The organism is Paenibacillus sp. Z6-24 (assembly GCF_054161335.1).
This window is the reverse complement of record NZ_CP096398.1, coordinates 878,941-898,736: the sequence shown is the minus strand read 5'-3', so window position 1 is coordinate 898,736 and position 19,796 is coordinate 878,941. Positions and strand designations below refer to the sequence as shown.

Below are 19,796 nucleotides of genomic sequence, written 5' to 3'. Positions count from 1 at the left end.
ATGCAGACCATCTGTCTGTACAGTTCAGCTCTGACGATTTCCTACATATTAAAAAGAGGAACTCCCTGAACAGGAGCCCCTCTGATGGGTACAATGGCGGCAGTTTACTTTGCAGCCACGGGCTGGCTCCATAATTCCACCGTGTCTTTGATCATTTGGGAATATTCGGCTTCCATCTGCTTGATCGCATCTGTACTCAGTTCGGCGATCATCTGATCATACACTTTATCAAACTCTTGCGGACTGGACAGGATTGCTTCCGGGATACGCTTGCGGACGATATCCTGGGATTTCTGGAAGTTGACCGTATAGTTCGGGTCATCCGGAGCCGGCAGATTGTACGCTGCTCCCCATGGTTTAACCGGGAACTCTTCTTTGGCCGGGAACAGATCTTTCCATGTTGTTGCACCATACGCTTTAAGCGCATCCTTCTCCGGCTGTGTGTAGCCTGCGATGATCTGCTCAGGGAAGTTGGTGGTGTAATAGTTACCGCTCGGGTCTTTGACACCATCGCCATAACGAACCGAGAAGTTGTACATGCCAATCCCGGATTCTCTGGTAAAGTTGGTATTATCGTTCACACGACGCTCCTGTATTTCCTGGGGAATAACGCGTTTGTCCCCTTTCATTTCATAATGCTTGCCTTCCACGCCCCAGTTGTTCAGCACCTGGGCTTCGTCGGATGCCATCCAGTCGAGGAATTTGATGATACGGATCGGATCTTTGGCCGAAGTGGTAATGCCGATACCGTAACCTACCGGAGGACCGATATCCTGGAAAGCATGGTCTTTGGTCTTCTCATCCAGCTGTACCGGATAGTGGCCGTAGGTGCGCTCCGCCATGCCGGATGTTTTCAGCGAGTTCTCGGCCTGCTGGTAATCCCACTCCTGGTCAATCAGACCGAGGACACGTCCGCTGGCGATTTTGGACAGATACTGATCATTTTTCTGGGTAAATGTCTCGGGATCCAGCAATCCTTCATTATACATATGGTTGAGCCAGCGGAAGTATTCCTTGCCTTCCGGGCGTTTGTAGTGCAGTTGTGCTTCATAGGTTTGCGGATTGATGTAGAATTCTCCGTCTGCTTCTCCGCCGGTGGCTGATACGGATGGATCGGTAACAGTAATCATGATCTTCCAGTCATCCGCATTTAGTGACAGCGGAATGGTAGGCTGACCGTTAATGGTAGGATGCTTTTCTTTGTACTCTTTCAGCACATTTTCAAAGTCCTTGACCGTTTTGATTTCCGGGTAGCCCAGTTCCTTCATGACGGCATTTTGCACTTCAAATCCGCCGCCTGCATCAAAGGAAGTCTGGCCTACACCCGCGTTGGTCGGAATCACATAGATCGACGGATCTTCCTTGCTGTACTGCAAGCGGGACAGATCGTCGCCATATACTTTTTTAATATTGGGACCGTATTGATCAATCAGGTCCGTCAGGTCAATCAGTGCGCCGGCATCCACCAGCTTGGTGATTGAGCCTTTTGGGAAAATCGTGTCCGGGTATTCGCCGGATGCCGTCATCAGGGATATTTTCTGTGAGCCGCCGCCGCTGACATCATATTCGGCGTTAATCGTGACATTGGTTGCTTTGGTGATCGCCTGTCCTACATCATCCTTCATATTGTTCCAGGTAGGACTCGGATCTGAACCAAAAAATGAAATGGTAATCGGCTGGGATGCGTCGGAAGTTTCCATTTGGGTCGGATCACTGCTTCCGCCACAGGCAGTCACTGCTGCCAATGAGAGAACCGTCAGTGGGATCAGCGTACGTTTAAGCCATTTGCCAGACATCGTAAATTACTCTCCTTTGTTATCATGCTCATTTTGGTCATTCATTACTTGCATTCATGTATTCCACTGCTGTTGTCCCTTCCTGCCGGACAGTTATAAAATATAGTATATTTCATATAAAAGGGACTCCAGCAACCGGAGTCCCCATTGTATTCAATATACCGGAGCAGCGTTATTACATTTGTACGTCCTGCTCCGGTATATCGCTTTACTGTATGACCTGCTATTTTACTTTGCAGCGGCTGTAGTCGTTTTATCGCCCCATAGTTCTACGGTATCCTTGATCATCTGGGTATATTCCGCTTCCATCTTTTTCATCTCATCCGTGTTCAGTTCGGTGAGCATCTGATCATAGACGGTATCAAACTTGTCCGGACTGGCGAGGATCGCTTCCGGAATCCGTTTGCGGACGATATCCTGTGATTTCTGGAAATTTACCGTGTAGCTTGGGTCATCAGGAGCCGGCAGGTTGTACGCTGCACCCCATGGTTTAACCGGGAATTCTTCTTTTTGCGGGAACAGGTCTTTCCAGGTCGTTGCGCCATAGGCTTTGAGCGTATCCTTCTCAGGCTGCGTGTAACCCGCTACAATCTGCTCAGGGAAGTTGGTAGTGTAGTAGTTGCCGCCCGGATCTTTGACACCATCACCGTAACGAACGGAGAAGTTGTACATGCCGATGCCGGATTCTTTGGTAAAGTTGGTGTTGTCATTGACTTTGCGCTCCTGCACGGCAGCCGGGACTACGCGTTTGCCGTCTTTGACTTCATACTGCTTGCCTTCCACACCCCAGTTGTTCAGCACCTGGGCTTCGTCAGATGCCATCCAGTCGAGGAATTTGACAATACGGATCGGATCTTTGGCAGATGTGGTAATACCGATACCATAGCCGACCGGTGCGCCGATATCCTGGAACGAACGGTCTTTGGTGGATTCATCCAGCTGTACCGGATAGTGACCGTACGTGCGCTCTGCCATACCGGATGTTTTCAGCGAGTTCTCGGCCTGCTGGTAATTCCACTCTTGGTCGATCAGACCGAGGACGCGGCCGCTGGCAATTTTGGACATATACTGGTCACTCTTCTGGGTAAATGTCTCCGGATCCAGCAGCTTTTCATTATACATATGGTTCAGCCAGCGGAAGTATTCTTTCTCTTCCGGGCGTTTGTAGTGCAATTGCGCTTCATACGTCTCCGGGTCGATATAGAATTCACCATCATCCGGTGCTCCTGTTGCAGTAAAGGCCGGGTTTGTAACCGTAATCATAATTTTCCAGTCGTCGGCATTCAACGACAATGGAATGGTAGGCTGACCGTTAATGGTCGGATGCTTCTCTTTATATTCTTTGAGAACGTTTTCAAAGTCTTTAACGGTTTTGATCTCCGGGTAGCCCAGTTCCTTCATGACGGCATTTTGCACTTCAAATCCGCCGCCTGCGTCAAAGGTTGTCTGGCCAACACCCGCGTTGGTTGGAATCACATAAATGGAAGGATCTTCTTTGCTGTATTTCAGACGGGACAGATCGTCGCCATATACTTTTTTAATATTTGGACCGTATTTATCGATCAGATCCGTCAGGTCAATCAGTGCTCCGGCTTCGACCAGCTTGGTAATCGAGCCTTTCGGGAAAATCATGTCCGGGTATTCACCGGATGCCGTCATCAGGGCGATTTTCTGTGTGCCGCCACCGCTGACATCATACTCGGCATTGATCGTTACATTCGTTGCTTTGGTGATCGCCTGTCCTACATCATCCTTCATATTGTTCCATGTCGGATTGGCATCGGAACCGAAGAAGGAAATCGTGATCGGTGTAGACGGATCGGATGTCTCCTGCTCGGTCGGATCTGTGCTGCCGCAGGCAGTCGCAGTAGCGAGCGACAGTACGACCAGTGGAGCCAGTGCATATCGGAATAATTTGCTAGGCATTCATTTAGCCCCCTTTATGAAATGGATACTGCATGAAATGAACATGACATAACATGGCCAACCCGGCTTGCCCACCATCTCTGGATATTCCACCGATTCTGGACCAGCGAAATATCCAGAGATGCTGTGGCAGACCATTTATGCTAAGACGGCGGGATGCCGCCCGGTAGCCTGGATCATATGTGCAAAGGGCGCATTATGCTTTGACCGCACCAAGAGTCATACCGCTCACAAAGTACTTTTGCAGGAACGGATACACGACCAGGATCGGCACGGTAACGACGATGGTGATCGCCATCCGGATCGATTCCGGGGAGATACTCGCCATCTGTCTGGCCATATCGTTGGCATTGACCGCTCCGCTCTGCTGGGTGCTCTGCTGCAGAACTTTCATCAATTCATACTGCAGTGTGGTCCACTGCGGTGCGCTGGCATTATACAGATACGTATCGAACCAGGCATTCCACTGACCGACCGCGAGGAACAAGGCGATCGTGGCGAGTACCGGCTTACACAGCGGCAGAATGACTTTCAGATAAATGGTAAAGTCATTGGCTCCGTCGAGTTTGGCCGATTCCTGCAGTGCATATGGCAGTCCATCGATAAAGGAACGGATAATAAATACGTTAAATGCACTTACCACACCTGGCAGTACATACACCCAGAAGGAGTTGATCATACCCAGGTCACGAATCAGCAGGAACGTCGGTACCAGACCGGCCGTTACATACATCGTCAGTGCGAGGAACGTGGAGATGAATTTACGTGCCTGAAAGTCCACCCGGCTGAGGGTAAACGCCAGCATCGAGGCGCTGATCAGACCGAGAATCGTACCGACAATTGTCCGCAGTACCGAGATCTGCGCACCCTGCAGCAGCCCCTGGTACTGGAAGATGACCGAATAATTTTCCAGTGTGAATGCCCGTGGAATCAGGTGAATGCCGCCTCTTACGGTATCGGAAGACTCGTTCAGGGATATCGCGAGCACGTTCAGGAAAGGGTACAGGGTGACGATCAGTACGAGACACATGATAATCGTATTACATACATCAAATATTTTATCGCCGCGAGTGGCGTTAAAAGCTTTATTTGCAGCCATTGCCATTCTCCTCCTTCAGATTATACAGTTGGCTCCAGCATAGGGTAACGTATTCCATACCATTCCAGCGTTACATGATACTTTCTTTGGTCGTTCTCTTGAAGATTCCGTTCGCTGTGAACAGCAGGATAATACTGATGACCGAGTTGAATATACTGATCGCTGTACCGTAGGAATAGCGGTTCATTTCCAGACCGTATTTCAGTGCGTACAGATCAAGTACCTGTGAATAATCCGTTACGAGGTTATTACCGAGCAGGAACTGCTTCTCAAAACCGATACTCACCAGATGACCGATAGACATAATTAACAGTACGATGATCGTGGTACGCATACCCGGCAGTGTGATATGCCACATCTGACGGAAGCGTCCGGCTCCATCTACACGGGAAGCCTCGTACTGTTCCTGGTCAATACCTGTGATGGCTGCCAGATAAATAATGGTGCTCCAGCCCATTTCCTTCCACACATCGGAAGCGGTTACAATTCCCCAGAACCACTGGCCCTGAGCCATAAACTGAATCGGCTGGTTTATAATATGAAGCGACATGAGCAGTTCGTTGACCACCCCGCCGTCTGTGGAAAGCGCCTTGGTTACGATACCTGCGACAACGACCCATGAGACAAAGTGAGGCAGATAGGAGACAGTCTGTACAGTTCTTTTGAACACCATGCCTCTGACTTCATTGAGCAGGATGGCAAAAACGACCGGAAAGATAAATCCGAAAATCAGACCGAGAAAACTCATGGCCAGTGTATTACGCAGAGCCAGGTAAAACTGCTGGTCCTGGAACAGGGTAATAAACTGATCGAACCCTACCCATTTCTGATCAAAAAAGGATCGGTTAGGCTTGTATTCCTGAAAGGCCATCAGCCATCCCCAGAGTGGTACATAGCTGAATATGAACGCCCAGATTACAAAAGGCACCGACATGAGGTACAAATAACGCTGCTGTTTAAATAACTTCCAGAAGCCTCCCGTTTTACGGGAATTCAGACTGGCAGCCCGATCCCTTTTCCGGGAAGAAGCCTGTTTGGTTGTTGACTCCATAACTCATCCGCCTTCCTATAATCGGTCCTGATCCTGCGCGGATACTGACCTTATTACTTGATACCGCGTCTGTGTGGGATACATACCGATTATAAAAGAAAGCGCTTACTGTTAATACCTTACAAATTGCACATAAATTCATATAAAAATTAGTCATCGGTAATTCCGTGGCCTTTATCACTAAAATTTGAGGTTTTCCCTCCCTGAGCTGCACCTTTCCGATCTTCTTCTCCACTGCTTTGACCGCATAGATTAAGAGCTACCTATACCCTGTGCTATAAAAAAAGCAGGAGCCCTATGCTCCTGCTTCAACCCTGCCCCATCTGCTCCCGATAAGCGGAAGGCGAGATACCGGTATACTTTTTGAATTTGCTGTGAAAATAATCCACATTCGCATACCCCACCTGGGCCGCGACCTTGTGTACCTTCATGCCCTGGGCCAGCATCTCCTTGGCATTGTCCAGCCGAACCTGATCGAGGAAATGATTGAACGATTCCCCGGTATATGTCTTGAACATTTTGCCGAGATAGGCGCTGTTGTAGTTGAATATCTCCGCCAGCATCTCCAGCTTGAGATTGTCACTGTAGTGGCGCCGGATAAAATCGGTCATCTGCTTCATCACCGATTCATGACTTCCGCCATCCATCGATTCCAGCAGTTCACCGATCTGCTGCAGCACCAGCCGGATGATCTGCCCGGCCGTCGACATGGCATACAGTTCCGGAATAAGCGACAGACACTTCTGCACTGCCGGACCGGAGCCGGCGATGCTGCCTGGAAGGCGGCTGAGTGCCAGCGATAATACATGCGAGCACAGACTCTTCGTATCCCGCTCAGACAGGCTCGTACTCCGGCAGGCGGTGATCAGCTCCTGCATGACTCGCTCCACTGCGTTCAGGCTGCGGATATCGACGGCATAATAGAGCCGATCCGCCCACTCGCCGGCCAGCGGCACGGTTACTTCACCTTTAGGCTCCACCGGTGCAGGCTCTATCTGCAGAATACCCGATTCTCCCGCCCAGAAACGCCGGGTCATCAGCGACTCGGCCTGCTCATAACTGTCATGAATGAGACTCTTGTCCTCGACCGCCTCACCGGCAGCCAGATACACCTGATAGCCTTCCGGTTCCTGCGCCAACAGCCGCTGGCGCAGCTGCAGCAGACTATCCCTGTCCGCTTCGCGTCCGGTCAGTATGCCCAGATAGCTGCCGGCACGAAAGACGATATTTTGGGGATCATCCGTCCACCAATCGGACAGCCGGCGGAATTGCCTTGCCAATCCTTCGGACGGTTTGCCGGGCCCTTCACGCAGTTCCAGCAAAATGACCTGATACCGATCCCAGTCCAGCTGCAGCTCGGTCTCGGCTTTGTGTTGCTCTTTGCCGGAGCTGCTCAGCAGCATCTGCTCTACCATCTCATGCACAGGTACAGGCTCCGACCGGCGCACATTGACCCGGCGCTCCTGTTCCAGCGTACGATACACCCGGCGCAGCTCTTCCTCCATCTCCTGCTCATCCACCGGCTTGAGCAGGTATCCATCCACCCCATAACCGAGCGCCCGGCGGGCATATTCAAAATCCGCATATCCGCTCAGAATCAGCACATGAGCCTGGCGCAGCTTGTCCTGACGCAGCTGCTCGATCACTTCCAGTCCACTCATACCGGGCATACGGATATCCATAATCATCAGATCGGGACGGATACGCTCATATTTCTGCAGTGCTTCCCGGCCATTGGCCGCCGTCTCTGCCACCTCAAATCCGATTGCATCCCAGTCCACAATGGTTTTCAATCCTTCACGTATTGCCGGTTCGTCATCGACAATCATTACTTTAAACATAATGAACCTCCCTCTGCCAAGAATGGTATAGCATCTGCCTGATCGATGATAGGATGCTGCTTTTGCATGTATCCGGCATAACCGGGCTGCTGTCATTATCCGGCCGGAATTTTAAAGGAAATCTGTGTGCCCACATGCGGCGTACTGGAGATATGAAGTCCGTACGCGCTGCCGTAGGAAAGGGTGAGCCGCTGATGCACATTGCGCAGACCGATCCGTTCACCTTCTTCTTCACTGTACAGGGAACGGCGCACCTGCTCGAGTCTGCTCTCGGTCATGCCTGTTCCGTTATCGATAACATCCACCATCACTTCATGGTCAATCTGCAGCGTACGAATAATGATCAGCCCGCCGCCTTCCTTGCTTTCCATGCCGTGGATGATCGCATTCTCGACGAGCGGCTGGATGATCAGCGGCGGAATCGGTGTGCGGCATGTCTGAGGGTCCAGAAGCAGCTCATAATTCAGTCGTTCCCCGAACCGGAATTTCTGGATTTCCAGATAGGAACGGATCAACTCCATTTCGCCCTCAATGGTCGTCTGTTTGCTGCCGATCTCCAGATTGTTGCGGATCAGCTTGCCGAGCAGCCGGACGATATAGGCAATTTCCTTTTCTCCGTTCATATAGGCTTTCATCCGGATCGATTCCAGTGCATTGAATAGAAAGTGCGGATTGATCTGGCTCGCCAGCATTTTAAAATTAATCTCCCGCTGGCTGATCTCCAGCCGTGTATTGCGTTCATTGGTCTCGTATACCTGATCCATCAGCTGGCGGATGCTGGCGACCATATCGTTGAATTTACGCGACAGCTGACCAATCTCATCCATCCCGGAGATGCGCGAGGTGACGGTCAGATCCCCGGTTCCCACCTTGTTCATCTGACGGCTGAGTCCCGACAGACGCTGGGTAATCAGCAGTGAGATCAGCCGCAGGAACAGCAGCCCGCTCAGCAGGATCAGCACGAGCACACCGGTTCCGATCAGAATGATCATATTGGAATCCCGGACGATCGTATTATTGGAGAAGACCGAGACAATTTTAAGTCCATTGGCGCTGCTCTCGGGTACCAGTTCATCGACGACAATATTGGACTGCTGGCCGTTCACTTCACGTTCATAGGTGCCTTTGCCGGCAGGGTCGATATCGATATCAATAATGGGATCATCCAACCGCTTGCCGATCAGCGATATATCCTTGGCTGCCACAATATTGCCGTCCGCATCCAGAATCATCGTCTCAAACGGCTCGGCACTGATCAGTGAATTCAGATAGGACTGACTCAGCTCAATGACGAGCACCCCACTTGTCGTGTAATCGGTAAATTTGATATCACGCACGAGACTGAGTTTTTTGATGGGACTGATCTGGTCGTCACTGCGGTAGAACCAGTTGATTTTGCGGCTGTTGATCGCTTTTTGATACCATTCGCTGCTGCGGGTATCCGAATTGATTTTCATAAATTCCAGGTTGTTCTGAATGGTCTCGTTGCTTGTATAGAAGCGTATGGCTGATATTTCGGAGTACAAGCGCAGGTATTCATCGAATTCTTGATAGTTCTGATAGGCTGCTACCAGATCATACACCTTTTCATAGCGTGTATTGACGACCTGACTGAGCCGGGTGTCAAACAACAGTTCATTGGAGATGTTAATGGGGATGCGCAGCATGGTGGTCATCTGGTTTTTGATACGCTCCACATTGTTAGTCGTCTGTTCAATCGCATTGTTGAGCGCTTCCTGCCGCAAATAATCGACGACAAATCCGCCAATGCAGAGTACCGGCAGCACCACGACAAAAATATACGCAAAAATGAGTTTGTTTTTAATTTTGATATCATTGATACGCTCAATGAGCAGCTGCAGCATGGATCCTCTCGCTTTCTTCATATCTCCTCATCGCTCCGCTTGATCATGATTGGTAGTAACCCGCTGACTTCCGGCTCCCAAATCCGAACTGCTCATTTCCGCATTCGTGATCTGGATTATTATGCAGTATCTATATTAAAACGCTTACAATTTTCCGGAAATATAATGTATCATATCACAACCAGACGAAAAAGACCGTCTTTCATCGACGGTCTTCCCGGGTCGCTCTGTTCGGATGGGCAGCAGCAGGTTTTGATTTCATGCTCATGGACTATAGTGAAATGGATGTTATGGGTCAATTGCTGCAGCCCCGTTACTGCTGTATGCTGCCCTGTCCTATTTCCAAAGTTTTAAAAAAGTGTGAAATTGATCATGAGAAAAATTTATAAAAAATGAATAATTGTCCGATATACTATTTAGATTACAGCGGACGTATATATTCGACATCAGGCAGACGGAACGGATCCTTCTTATTGATATGATCATAAAACATTACACCGTTCAGATGATCATACTCATGCTGGAAGACGATAGCTGCAAAGCCTTTCAGCTTGAGTTTGAAAAGCTGTCCCTCCGGCGTATATGCGTGCACTGTCACTTTCTCATACCTTGGTACATAACCGTCCACCGGACGATCTACAGACAGACACCCTTCACCGCTCTCCAGATAGATCATCGCAGCCGAATGACTGACCAGCTTCGGATTACAGAATACATACTCCAGCTGACGGTCCTGATCATCGGTAAAATAGACCACAAAGACGCGTTTGTTCCAGCCAATCTGATTGGCAGAAAGACCTATGCCCGCCCGCAGTCCATATTGCTCAGCCGCTTTTTCGTCCTGGGATTTTTTCAGGAATTCCATCATGCGACTGACTGTCGTGCGGTCCTCCTCGGATAAGGGGAGTGTCACCGGTTCAGTCACCTCACGGAGAATCGGCTCACCTTCACGTACAATTTCGTCCATGGTAACAAAGGGAAGTGATGAATGGTTCAATGGAATTGGGCCACCTTTTAATTGATATAATTCGCCTGCCGGACAATACGGCAAACGCTGCATAGTTTAATATTTTAAAAAATGATAGCTAAATTGGCGATATTTATATTTAATTATAAAAAAAGTTTAAATTTACGTCAATGACAGCGGTTTTTTGTCTCAATCTGTCGAATTTGCATTGACGTAATACTGGTAACAAATTACTATATTGTTAAGGAAGTTTTAAGAATCTTGCATTTCTTATCTGCATTTTTGCAATTTCTGTTGTAGACAACCTGATGTTACATAATGGAATTCTGATAGTTAATCATTTTTCACACTTTTCATTATACTGATAATTAACTAACAGTTTTACCTATATTATTGAGGAGGATTTAACAATTGGAAACGTCTGGTGAACTTCTTAAAAGTTATTTACTGCTTGTAGACCGCATGCCGCGGATCATGGAACTGCCCACATTAATGCGTCAACTCAAATCTAACACAACCGAGATCTTTATTCTTCACTTCCTGCTGAATAATGGCAGTCAGTATGGTACGGATATCGTCAAAGCAACAGGCCTGACGACAAGTGCCGTAACGCAGATTTGTGACAAGCTGGAACAGGAAGAGCTGATCGAACGCACTCGTTCCGATCAGGATCGTCGTTATGTGAGCATCTCCATCACCCGCAAAGGCGGAAGAGCACTTGATAAAATCTTTAGCACTATGGCCGGCAAACTTGTCGAGAATATCCGTGAGCTGAGTGAGGAAGATGCAGACGAACTGCTGCTGCATCTGCGCAGTGTGGAACATCTTATTCTTAAACGCAAAGAGCTGGTCGCGAAGCAAAGATAATAATGTAATAGTGTAATAATGTTACTCTACATTTTTATATCCCTCAAACGGTTAACATATACATTACTACAAAAAAAGCCCGGCAGGATTATCATCCTGTACCGGGCTTCTGGCTGTTGTACAGCTGCTTATTTGACTTCTGCGAGATATTCGGACACCTGTGCAGGCGTTTTGGCAAATTTGCTGTGCAGGTGGGCGATTTTCTCACCGTTGCGGAATACGAGCAGGCTTGGAATTCCTCTTACTTCATTTTGCTCCGCCAGATCCTGGAACTTCTCTGCATCCATGGCATAAAAACGCTTATCTGCGTTCTGTTCGATAATGCCGCCCATAAAGCGGTCCAGCGTACGGCAGTCCGGGCACCAATTGGTATCAAACTTGATCACCGTATATTCCTGTTCACCAATCAGCTGCTGGTATTGTTCTGCAGATTCTATTCTTTCCATTAGAGAATCGCTCCTTCCCATCGATGTATTCATCTGTCGGATCAGCACAGGTTACTGCTGCTGTCCTTCAGCTATCTTAATTTAAAGAATTCTCTGTCCTTATTATCTGCTTTTTACTTAAATTTGGCAAGGTCTCTATTGCAGCAGCCGAACCGTATGGCGGGCATATAACCACTCCATCATCTCCGGAAAGCGCCTATAGAAAGCTTCTTCGTTATGGTCCTCGCCCTCGATGCGCCGGAAATGCCACTGTTCCTCAGGCAGCTCGCTGCGCGCCAGGATGGCAGCCGCTTCGTCAGTGAGCGATTGCAGCAGCCGCTGGCGGTTGGTATTGGTGGTACCTTCCAGGGAGCCGATATCCATGTATATGCGCAGATCGGGATTCAGCTGACGCTCCTCCATGAATTCCACAAAGCCTTCGTACCAGAGCGAAGCCGACATCGCGCCGATGCGGCCGAATACCTCGGGATACACATATGCCGCAAACAGAGCTACCAGACCGCCGAGCGATTTGCCGACGATGCCGGTACTCTCCGGTCGCGGATCGGTATAGAAATTGCGGTCAACCCACGGCTTGAGCTCGTGTACGATCATATACAGATACTGGCTGGCCCTGCCGCCAAAATGATCATATCGTCGCCCTGGCTGCAGCTTCTGGGCCGACCATGGTGTATATTCATGAATCCGGTCATACGGCATAATGCCGACCAGGATACATTCAGACAGTGTACCGGCGGCAAAGCGCAGCTCCAGATGGTACAGATTCGCATTGAGCACCGGGTCATACAGATCCCCGCTGTCCTGCACATACACCACAGGCAGCGGATAATCCGCTTGATCATAAGAAGGAGGTAAATAAATCAGCAGTTCACGACCGGCATGTCTTTCGGTAAACAGTGTTCCTTTCATGACGACTCTCCTTTTTGCAGTTCCTGATTGAATGAAGTAGATATCACTTCATCCTGTTTCGTGGAATCATCCAATTTCAGATCCGCTTCGCCGACAGGATCCAGATCATTCCCAGTTCTGCCCTGATTTCGTCTGCCAGTTCGAGTACCTCGCGCCAAGCAGATGGATGTCTGAATGCAGCAACATTCCAGGTATCATGTTGCTGCAGTTCCAGAACCATATCTCTGAATATGCAGATTTTATGCATTATTTCATCTTGGATAAGTTCTGCCTTAACCAGCCTTTGCAGACTGTCAGCATGTAAAAATGAAATCACTCCAGATCGCTAATTCACCATGAATATTTATCAGCAAAATATTCACATCATAATAGAGGGTGCGACTTACCAAGTATATATAAGTTTAACCCTTTTTCATGTGTATGTAATTCTCGATTCGGCAAAATTTATTCTTTATATGGAAATAAATCAGCTAACTCCATGCTCAGGAAATCAGCTGATTTATTTACTCCATGCATTTTATTCATAGCCCTATGCAAAATTCAAATACTCAGCATCAGTGCAACCAGCAGACCCAGCGAAGCGATCAAGCCGACCATGGGACCGCCTTCCTCGTAGGCTTCCGGTGCCATCGTTGAGCACAGCATGGCGATAATTCCGCCGCCGGCAAAAGCGCCGATGCCTGCTTTGATCTCATTGGGCAGGGTCTCCAGGAACAGATAGCCGAGCATCGAAGCGAGCGATGATACGATCAATACGGCGATCCACATGCCCCATATTTTACTGCGGGAAAAATTGCTCTGCTGCATCCCTACGGTACTGGAGAGTCCCTCCGGAATATTACTCACAAAGATCGACACGACCAGTACGGCGCTAACCCCCTGACCGGTCAGCAGGCTGGCACCGATCATAATCGACTCGGGGATCGCATCCATCACGGTACCGGCGAATATCCCGAGCCCGCTGCCGCCTTTGGATTTGCCTTTATCCTTGGAAGAAGAGTTCTGTCCGCTGCTGTCCTGTTCGTCTCCCTCTTCTGCCCGGTTGTAATACGAACGCTTGCGGTGGGCTCCACCCCGGGAAGAGATGAACAGATCGAATACCGTATACACTACCGCACCGACCAGAAAGCCGATCGCCGTAGCAAACAGTCCGCCGTCCTCGATCGCATCACCCAGCAGTTCAAACGAAGCTGCCCCGATCAGCGTACCGGTACCGAATGCCATGATCCAGCCGATAATCTTTTTGGGAATTTTAAAATAAATCGCTACCAGCGCGCCCAGCAGCACGGCCGAACCGGCAATTGCTCCCCACATGAGTGCATTCCACATCTTATCCGACTCCTCCATTCAACAAGCTAGTCTGCCCTCTTATTAACCAGAAATGAAGTGAATATGAACACCTATGTATCTCACAATATACATATCGACTATGAATCCATAAAAAAAGCATCCCATGATCATCATGAGATGCTTTGAATAGATGTTGATATCGTGCTTAACGATGCTGGGCATACGTATTGGCCGGGCGCAGCGCACGGATCGCATTCAGTTCACTTTCGGTCAGCAGCGGCGCCGAAGCGGCCCCCACGTTATGACGCAGCTGCTCCGACGAGCTGGCTCCCGGAATAACGGCTCCCACCGCCGAATGGGCAAGGGAATAGCGGATCGCCAGCTGGGTCAGACTGCGATCCGGGCCACACAGTTCTTCCAGATGACGGCGCAGCTTCACAATCTCGCCGCCGTCGATGTCCAGATAGCCCTTTTGTGCTTTGTCCTCCCGGCCATGGGCCAATGCGCCGCTGGCTACCGGACCGCGCACGATGGCGCTGACACCGTTCTCGGCGAGAAGCGGCAGTACTTCTTCTTCCGGACGGCGATCCAGGATGCTGTACTGGCTCATCACGCTGACCAGATGCGAACGTTTCACATATTCGCGGATCACATTTGGTCGAATGGAGGAGATGCCGTACTGACGGATCAATCCTTCTTTTTTCAGCTGTTCAAAGGCTTCAATGACTTCGTCGATATTGTCGTCCAATGTGCCGCCATGCAGCTGATACAGATCGATATAATCGGTTTGCAGCCGGCGCAGGCTCTCTTTGACCGCCTGTAAAATATATTCCTTGGACGCATCCCATACCCAGCCCTCTTTGCCAGGAATACGACGATTGCCCACTTTGGTGGCGAGTACGACTTCGCTGCGGCGGCCTTTGATCGCTTTACCGACAATCTCCTCGTTACGTCCTTCATCGTACAGATCAGCCGTATCCAGCAGCGTTACGCCAAGATCCAGCGCTTCGTGCAGCAGCGTGATCGCCTTGTTCTCATCCGTGCCGAGCGACATGCAGCCCAGCCCGATTTCACCGACGACCAGATCGGAAGCTCCCAGTTTGTTCTGTTTCATCATGCAGTACCCCTTTCATTATGTGTTTGTTTGCCGCGTGCTTCAGTTGGAAGCCGCAATAATATGTTTTACCCGTCCTACCTGTCCTGACGCCAAGCGCACTTTGATGCCGTGCGGATGATTCGGCGAGTTGGTCAGAATATCCTTGACCACCCCGCGGGTCAGTTTACCGGTGCGCTGATCCTGCTTGAGCACAATATCCACTTCCAGGCCCGGCTTGATGTTGGCACGTGTTTGTCCGTTCATGATTTGAGTTCCTTTCCTCCTGAGCGATAGCATTGCCATCTATGTCAGGTGTGGGCTGTCTGTTCTGTTGATGGTGCTACAACATATTTTATAATACTTGGCTGAAATCCACAAAGTGGTGCGTATTCTATGCTGGGCAATGGTGTGTATGGTCTGGCGGCCTATGTGGTGGTTCGGATGTTCTGACAGCATATACGGTGGTTCGGATGTTCTGACAGCATCTGCTCCGGAAAGGGAATAGAGCACGTCCTCCGGTTAAGCCTGGAGATCATGGTTGACCGCCTGCAGCAGTCGTTCTCCAGGCTTAAATGTCGTCCTTAGCTCTATTCCCTTTCCTGCGCTCCTTGCAGTGAGCAGCTTTTGCCGCATCTGCTTACAGAGCTTGCAAGACTTACGAGAAGAAGTCTGTAGAGCAGTTGCATTTCATTGGATTTCCCTGGTTATTAGATGGATTACGATTTGTTAATGTATTTGTGATCTGATCCATTTGTTAATTTGCCAAACTGATTCGTATCCGCACCCGGCATGGAGTGAAAGCATCCATCAGAATAATTTCACATCAAATATGTACTTACCCGGAATTATATGCTCTCGAATAAAAAAGGAACTGACTATAGCAGTAGTGATTACCGCAACAGTCAGTTCCTTTTAATTTAATTTTGGCTGGTTTGCTGGTTTGCTATTTTACTGTGTTGCCATAGATGTGTAAGTTCTTCATTCTAGAATCAACCAAAATATAAAGCCAGGGAATCTACATTTTCTCCTAATTCGTAGATTCCCCGGCTCCACCGGAGGACGTGTCCTTATTCCTTTCTGGAATGCATGGAGCCGTCTCACCTTACTTTTGATTGGCCGACCATTCTTCCGCTCGTGACTGCAGTCGTTCCAGCAGCGCTTTGGTATCCGGCGTCTTGCCGTTGGCCGATTCGCTCAGGTAGCCGTTGATCGCCGGGACGATTTCGCTGTTGTAGAAAGGGTTCGCTTCGTCCATCAGCGTCGGCTTGGTGATGTCCGCCATCTTCATGGCGTTTTGGACGAATCCGTTATTTTCCTCCACAAAGTCTGCCTTTTTCAGTGTCGGCGTGTAGTCAAAGTTTAGGTATGCCCACTTCTGCGTATCGTAGCTTGCCAGGAACTTCATGACTTCCCAGGAAGCTTCCGGGTTTTCGACTTTTTTGGCCATGATGATCGGATCGACGGCGACCCAGCCGGTGCCGTCTTTACCGATATTCATAACCGGTACGTAGCGGTCCAGCAGTTCCTTGTCGCCATTGGCACGGAATTCACTCATGATGGTAGTTCCGCTGTTGTCCAGTACCATCGCGACATTGTTATTTTCCAGGCCAAAGTTCTCTTCACCGCTGCCATTGACGAATGCCGGTGGTGCCAGCTTGGAGGCTTCGCCCATCCATTCCAGTGCCTTGACCATACCCGGTGTATTCAGCGACCATTTGATATCGCCCGGTTTGTCGAGTGTGCCTTCGCCGCCTTTTTCACCAAAATAGTAGCTCAACGCGACAAAAGTGGACTGGTTGATCGAGTTGCCGGAGAACCACAGTCCGTACGTCTGCTCGCCGGTTTTTGGATCGGTACCGGTCATTTTTTTGGCTTTTTCCAGAATTTCTTCCGGAGTTGGTACTTCAGACAGCGGCTCTACGCCCCAGTCTGCGAAGATCTGCTTGTCATAGATGGTCACGCGCTTGCCGAGAATGGCCGGGATGCCGTACTGATGCTGTCCATCCGGCGAACGTGTGCTGTAGGAGCTGTTCCAGATCCCTTCCAGATAGATGCCCGGATCAAAAGCGGTATCCTTGTCGATCAGATCATCCAGATCGCGCAGCAATCCTTCATTATAATACTGGGCGGCAAAGGCTCCGCCGGTGTAGATTACATCGACATCACCGGACATCAGCTGGGCACGCTGCTTGGCCTGGGCATTTTCCCATGGAACCTGGGTCACTTCCAGCGTGATGTTCGGATACATTTTTTTGAACGTATCCTCGACATACTGGTTAAATCCGGTCGTCTCCTGCCCGGTCACCGGATCAATGCCGTTCTCCAGCTGCCAGCCGGCCAGTGAGAGACGTACAGTGCCCGATACATCAGATACCTTCTGTACTTCCGAGTTGTACGTCTGTGAGCCCGCCTCGCCCTCTGCCGAAGAGCTGCATGCCGTCAGAATCATTACCAGCAGTACAATACACACCGATTGCCATCTTCGTCTCATAGCGTTACCACCTTTGTCTAATTTGGTTACTGCTTGATGCCTGTTGTCGCGATGCTTTCCACGATGTACTTTTGCAGGAACATATACAATACCAGCACAGGAATCAGGCTGATACAGGTTGCTGCCATGATGATCGAGGGCATCTGGCGGGAGCCGTTGTTGTAGTTGAACATGGCCAGACCGAGCTGAATGGTGTACTTGTCCGGGTTGTTGAGCGCCAGCAGCGGCCAGATCAGCTCATTCCATACCCCGAGGAACTGCAGAATGACCATCGTGGCAAAGATCGGCATGCACAGCGGCAAATAGATACGCGGGAAGATGCCATATTCACTCGCTCCGTCGATCAGTGCCGCTTCCCTAAGCTCACCCGGCAGTCCGTCAATAAACTGCTTGCACAGGAACGTACCGAAGGCATAATTCAGTGCCGGCAAAAAGAAAACCCAATATGTATCCAGGAGATGGATCTGGTTGAACAGCATGTACTGCGGAATCATCGTCATTTCAAAAGGAATCATCATTGTACTGAGCGCCAGCACGAGTACCACTCCCGCTCCCCTGAACCGGATCTTAGACAGCGCATACCCCGACAGCAGCGCCGAGAACAGGCTGATCACAATCACACCGATCGCCACGATAAAGGAGTTCAGAATATAGCGGATCAGGTCCACATTCGTCAGAGCGGCCCGGTAGGTGCGCAGTGACGGATCTTCCGGCCAGAAGCTCGGCGGGAACGGAATATTCAGTCGTGCCCCCCAGTCAAAGCTGGTCATGACCATCCAGATAAAAGGCAGTACCATCGTCACGGAGGCTACGCACAGGATGAACATAATCGCAAAGCGGGTGAACTTCCGGCTTGTTTTGTGGCCCATTTGCATAGGCGCTGTCGGGAGCGTGGGTGCGGTTTTATCCATATCGTCAGCCTCCTAGTTCAATTGGTTGCGGGAATTGATCCGCAGGATGACCAGCGTCAGCAGCAGAATGAACACAAACAGCAGATACGACGCTGCCGTAGCGATCCCCAGCTGGGAAGACAAAAAGGCATTACGGTAAATGTACAGTACCGATGTCATCAGCGCGCCCGACGGATTGCCTGCACTGCCGCCGATCAGCCATACATTGGTAAACTGCTTCATGCCGTTGATCACGCCCATGACGATCATGAACAGGAAAATCGGGCGCAGCGATGGAATTGTAATATAGCGCCATTTGCCCAGCGCACTCGCTCCATCGATATCGGCTGCTTCATACTGCTCGCGCGGTACGCTCTGCAGGGCAGCCAGGAAAATGATCGTATTGTATCCAAGCGCACTCCATAGAATCATGAACACGACGCTCAGACGTGCAATCGAAGGATCGGTAAACCAGCCAACCGGATCGATACCGAACCAGTTCAGTGCATAGTTGATCAGACCTTCTTTGCCGGGATGAAATAACAGACTGAAGAGAAGACTGGTGGCTACGGCCGAGACCACATTGGGAAGGAAGAAAATCGCTTTGAACACATTGCGTGTACGCTGCCAGGGCAGATGATGGACCAGACTGGCCAGGATAAAGGAGAACACAATACCGAGAATGGCCGACAGCCCGCCAATATAGATTGTGTTGTAGAGAGCACCCCAGAACAAATCGTCCTGCAGCACCCTGGAATAGTTAGTCAGCCCCACCCACTGCGCAGAGGCAGCTCCGTTACCATGGAAGCTCGTCAGCAGAGCGGAGACCATCGGGTACAGGGAGAAGCCCAGTACTCCAACCAGCAGTGGCAGGACAAAGCACCAGCCGGCGATATCGGTGGAACTCAGCCACTTTCTGCGGACGGCTGTGGTTTGTTGACCTGCGATCGTTTGTGCATTTTCAGACACCATCATCCACCTTCTTTCCTTGGAAGTTTTGTGAGCAGCACCTGTTGTTATAATCATTATAATGAAATAATGATTAATTTCTAGAGTATAGTTCTCCTTTTGTGTAATATAGTTATTAAAATAGTTAATTGGTATGATCAATATAATTGATTTTCATACATAAAAATCGAATTTTAACTGATATCCAACATTCTATTGACTTGTATATGTCACTTTATATAACAAAAAGGAAGCTGCGATGTAACTTACAGCTTCCTTTGGACTATAGATGAAATTAGGAATAGAGCGAGATA

Annotated in this window: 16 protein-coding genes; 1 reads left to right on the top strand and 15 read right to left on the bottom strand. The window is 49.6% G+C overall.

Translation table 11 applies throughout. From position 1 onward, the window contains the following. Positions 1-104: 104 nt before the first annotated feature. The 7 genes from M1D61_RS03965 to def all read right to left on the bottom strand — a co-directional run bounded on the left by M1D61_RS03965 (position 105) and on the right by def (position 10,545). Positions 105-1,796 carry an ABC transporter substrate-binding protein gene (locus M1D61_RS03965; protein WP_458121257.1) on the bottom strand — a complete coding sequence of 564 codons (1,692 nt, stop codon included), beginning with the start codon at positions 1,794-1,796 and terminating at the stop codon, positions 105-107. A gap of 228 nt (positions 1,797-2,024) precedes the next feature. Beyond that, on the bottom strand, positions 2,025-3,722 hold the full coding sequence (locus M1D61_RS03960; RefSeq protein WP_458121256.1) for an ABC transporter substrate-binding protein: 1,698 nt from the start codon (positions 3,720-3,722) through the stop codon (positions 2,025-2,027). Positions 3,723-3,918: 196 nt separating this feature from the next. After that, positions 3,919-4,821: a carbohydrate ABC transporter permease gene (locus tag M1D61_RS03955; RefSeq protein ID WP_046216140.1), complete on the bottom strand. Its 903-nt coding sequence runs from the start codon at positions 4,819-4,821 to the stop codon at positions 3,919-3,921. A gap of 70 nt (positions 4,822-4,891) precedes the next feature. Continuing rightward, on the bottom strand, positions 4,892-5,872 hold the full coding sequence (locus M1D61_RS03950; protein WP_458121255.1) for an ABC transporter permease: 981 nt from the start codon (positions 5,870-5,872) through the stop codon (positions 4,892-4,894). Between the two features lie 308 nt (positions 5,873-6,180). Further along, the gene (locus M1D61_RS03945) at positions 6,181-7,713 is read right to left on the bottom strand and encodes a response regulator transcription factor (protein WP_458121254.1); all 1,533 of its coding nucleotides are present in this window, start codon (positions 7,711-7,713) and stop codon (positions 6,181-6,183) included. Positions 7,714-7,808: 95 nt separating this feature from the next. Continuing rightward, positions 7,809-9,599 (bottom strand): cache domain-containing sensor histidine kinase, encoded by a 1,791-nt coding sequence (locus M1D61_RS03940; protein ID WP_458121253.1) that lies wholly within the window; start codon positions 9,597-9,599, stop codon positions 7,809-7,811. 400 nt (positions 9,600-9,999) lie between these two features. Next, positions 10,000-10,545 carry a peptide deformylase gene (gene def / locus M1D61_RS03935; RefSeq protein ID WP_046216196.1) on the bottom strand — a complete coding sequence of 182 codons (546 nt, stop codon included), beginning with the start codon at positions 10,543-10,545 and terminating at the stop codon, positions 10,000-10,002. Positions 10,546-10,956: 411 nt separating this feature from the next. Here def and M1D61_RS03930 point away from each other — a divergent pair, with 411 nt between their 5' ends. Further along, a complete protein-coding gene (locus tag M1D61_RS03930) occupies positions 10,957-11,412 on the top strand; it encodes a MarR family winged helix-turn-helix transcriptional regulator (RefSeq protein ID WP_458121252.1) in 456 nt (151 codons plus the stop codon). A 128-nt stretch (positions 11,413-11,540) separates the two neighbouring features. Here the strand turns inward: M1D61_RS03930 and M1D61_RS03925 are convergent, their stop codons facing one another. From M1D61_RS03925 to M1D61_RS03890, 8 genes are all read right to left on the bottom strand, one after another. Next, positions 11,541-11,858, bottom strand: a complete 318-nt coding sequence (locus M1D61_RS03925; RefSeq protein ID WP_458121251.1) for a thioredoxin family protein — start codon at positions 11,856-11,858, stop codon at positions 11,541-11,543. Between the two features lie 135 nt (positions 11,859-11,993). Further along, positions 11,994-12,767 (bottom strand): alpha/beta hydrolase, encoded by a 774-nt coding sequence (locus M1D61_RS03920; protein WP_458121250.1) that lies wholly within the window; start codon positions 12,765-12,767, stop codon positions 11,994-11,996. Positions 12,768-13,307: 540 nt separating this feature from the next. Continuing rightward, on the bottom strand, positions 13,308-14,096 hold the full coding sequence (locus tag M1D61_RS03915; protein ID WP_458121249.1) for a ZIP family metal transporter: 789 nt from the start codon (positions 14,094-14,096) through the stop codon (positions 13,308-13,310). A 166-nt stretch (positions 14,097-14,262) separates the two neighbouring features. Then, positions 14,263-15,171 carry an aldo/keto reductase gene (locus M1D61_RS03910; RefSeq protein WP_458122403.1) on the bottom strand — a complete coding sequence of 303 codons (909 nt, stop codon included), beginning with the start codon at positions 15,169-15,171 and terminating at the stop codon, positions 14,263-14,265. A 42-nt stretch (positions 15,172-15,213) separates the two neighbouring features. Next, a complete protein-coding gene (locus tag M1D61_RS03905; RefSeq protein ID WP_046216149.1) occupies positions 15,214-15,417 on the bottom strand; it encodes a YwbE family protein in 204 nt (67 codons plus the stop codon). Between the two features lie 838 nt (positions 15,418-16,255). After that, on the bottom strand, positions 16,256-17,644 hold the full coding sequence (locus M1D61_RS03900; RefSeq protein WP_458121248.1) for an ABC transporter substrate-binding protein: 1,389 nt from the start codon (positions 17,642-17,644) through the stop codon (positions 16,256-16,258). A gap of 26 nt (positions 17,645-17,670) precedes the next feature. Next, complete coding sequence (locus M1D61_RS03895) at positions 17,671-18,555, bottom strand: carbohydrate ABC transporter permease (protein ID WP_458121247.1); 885 nt, start codon at positions 18,553-18,555, stop codon at positions 17,671-17,673. Between the two features lie 12 nt (positions 18,556-18,567). After that, a complete protein-coding gene (locus M1D61_RS03890; RefSeq protein ID WP_458121246.1) occupies positions 18,568-19,509 on the bottom strand; it encodes a carbohydrate ABC transporter permease in 942 nt (313 codons plus the stop codon). Positions 19,510-19,796: the final 287 nt, after the last annotated feature.

Bases quoted from the DNA above. Each gene is read 5' to 3' on its own strand.
- M1D61_RS03920 (WP_458121250.1), bottom strand. From the start codon at position 12,767: ATGAAAGGAACACTGTTTACCGAAAGACATGCCGGTCGTGAACTGCTG.
- M1D61_RS03900 (WP_458121248.1), bottom strand. From the start codon at position 17,644: ATGAGACGAAGATGGCAATCGGTGTGTATTGTACTGCTGGTAATGATT.
- M1D61_RS03965 (WP_458121257.1), bottom strand. From the start codon at position 1,796: ATGTCTGGCAAATGGCTTAAACGTACGCTGATCCCACTGACGGTTCTC.
- M1D61_RS03895 (WP_458121247.1), bottom strand. From the start codon at position 18,555: ATGGATAAAACCGCACCCACGCTCCCGACAGCGCCTATGCAAATGGGC.
- M1D61_RS03915 (WP_458121249.1), bottom strand. From the start codon at position 14,096: ATGTGGAATGCACTCATGTGGGGAGCAATTGCCGGTTCGGCCGTGCTG.
- M1D61_RS03950 (WP_458121255.1), bottom strand. From the start codon at position 5,872: ATGGAGTCAACAACCAAACAGGCTTCTTCCCGGAAAAGGGATCGGGCT.
- M1D61_RS03905 (WP_046216149.1), bottom strand. From the start codon at position 15,417: ATGAACGGACAAACACGTGCCAACATCAAGCCGGGCCTGGAAGTGGAT.
- M1D61_RS03910 (WP_458122403.1), bottom strand. From the start codon at position 15,171: ATGAAACAGAACAAACTGGGAGCTTCCGATCTGGTCGTCGGTGAAATC.
- M1D61_RS03960 (WP_458121256.1), bottom strand. From the start codon at position 3,722: ATGCCTAGCAAATTATTCCGATATGCACTGGCTCCACTGGTCGTACTG.
- M1D61_RS03955 (WP_046216140.1), bottom strand. From the start codon at position 4,821: ATGGCTGCAAATAAAGCTTTTAACGCCACTCGCGGCGATAAAATATTT.
- M1D61_RS03890 (WP_458121246.1), bottom strand. From the start codon at position 19,509: ATGATGGTGTCTGAAAATGCACAAACGATCGCAGGTCAACAAACCACA.
- def (WP_046216196.1), bottom strand. From the start codon at position 10,545: ATGGACGAAATTGTACGTGAAGGTGAGCCGATTCTCCGTGAGGTGACT.
- M1D61_RS03940 (WP_458121253.1), bottom strand. From the start codon at position 9,599: ATGAAGAAAGCGAGAGGATCCATGCTGCAGCTGCTCATTGAGCGTATC.
- M1D61_RS03945 (WP_458121254.1), bottom strand. From the start codon at position 7,713: ATGTTTAAAGTAATGATTGTCGATGACGAACCGGCAATACGTGAAGGA.
- M1D61_RS03925 (WP_458121251.1), bottom strand. From the start codon at position 11,858: ATGGAAAGAATAGAATCTGCAGAACAATACCAGCAGCTGATTGGTGAA.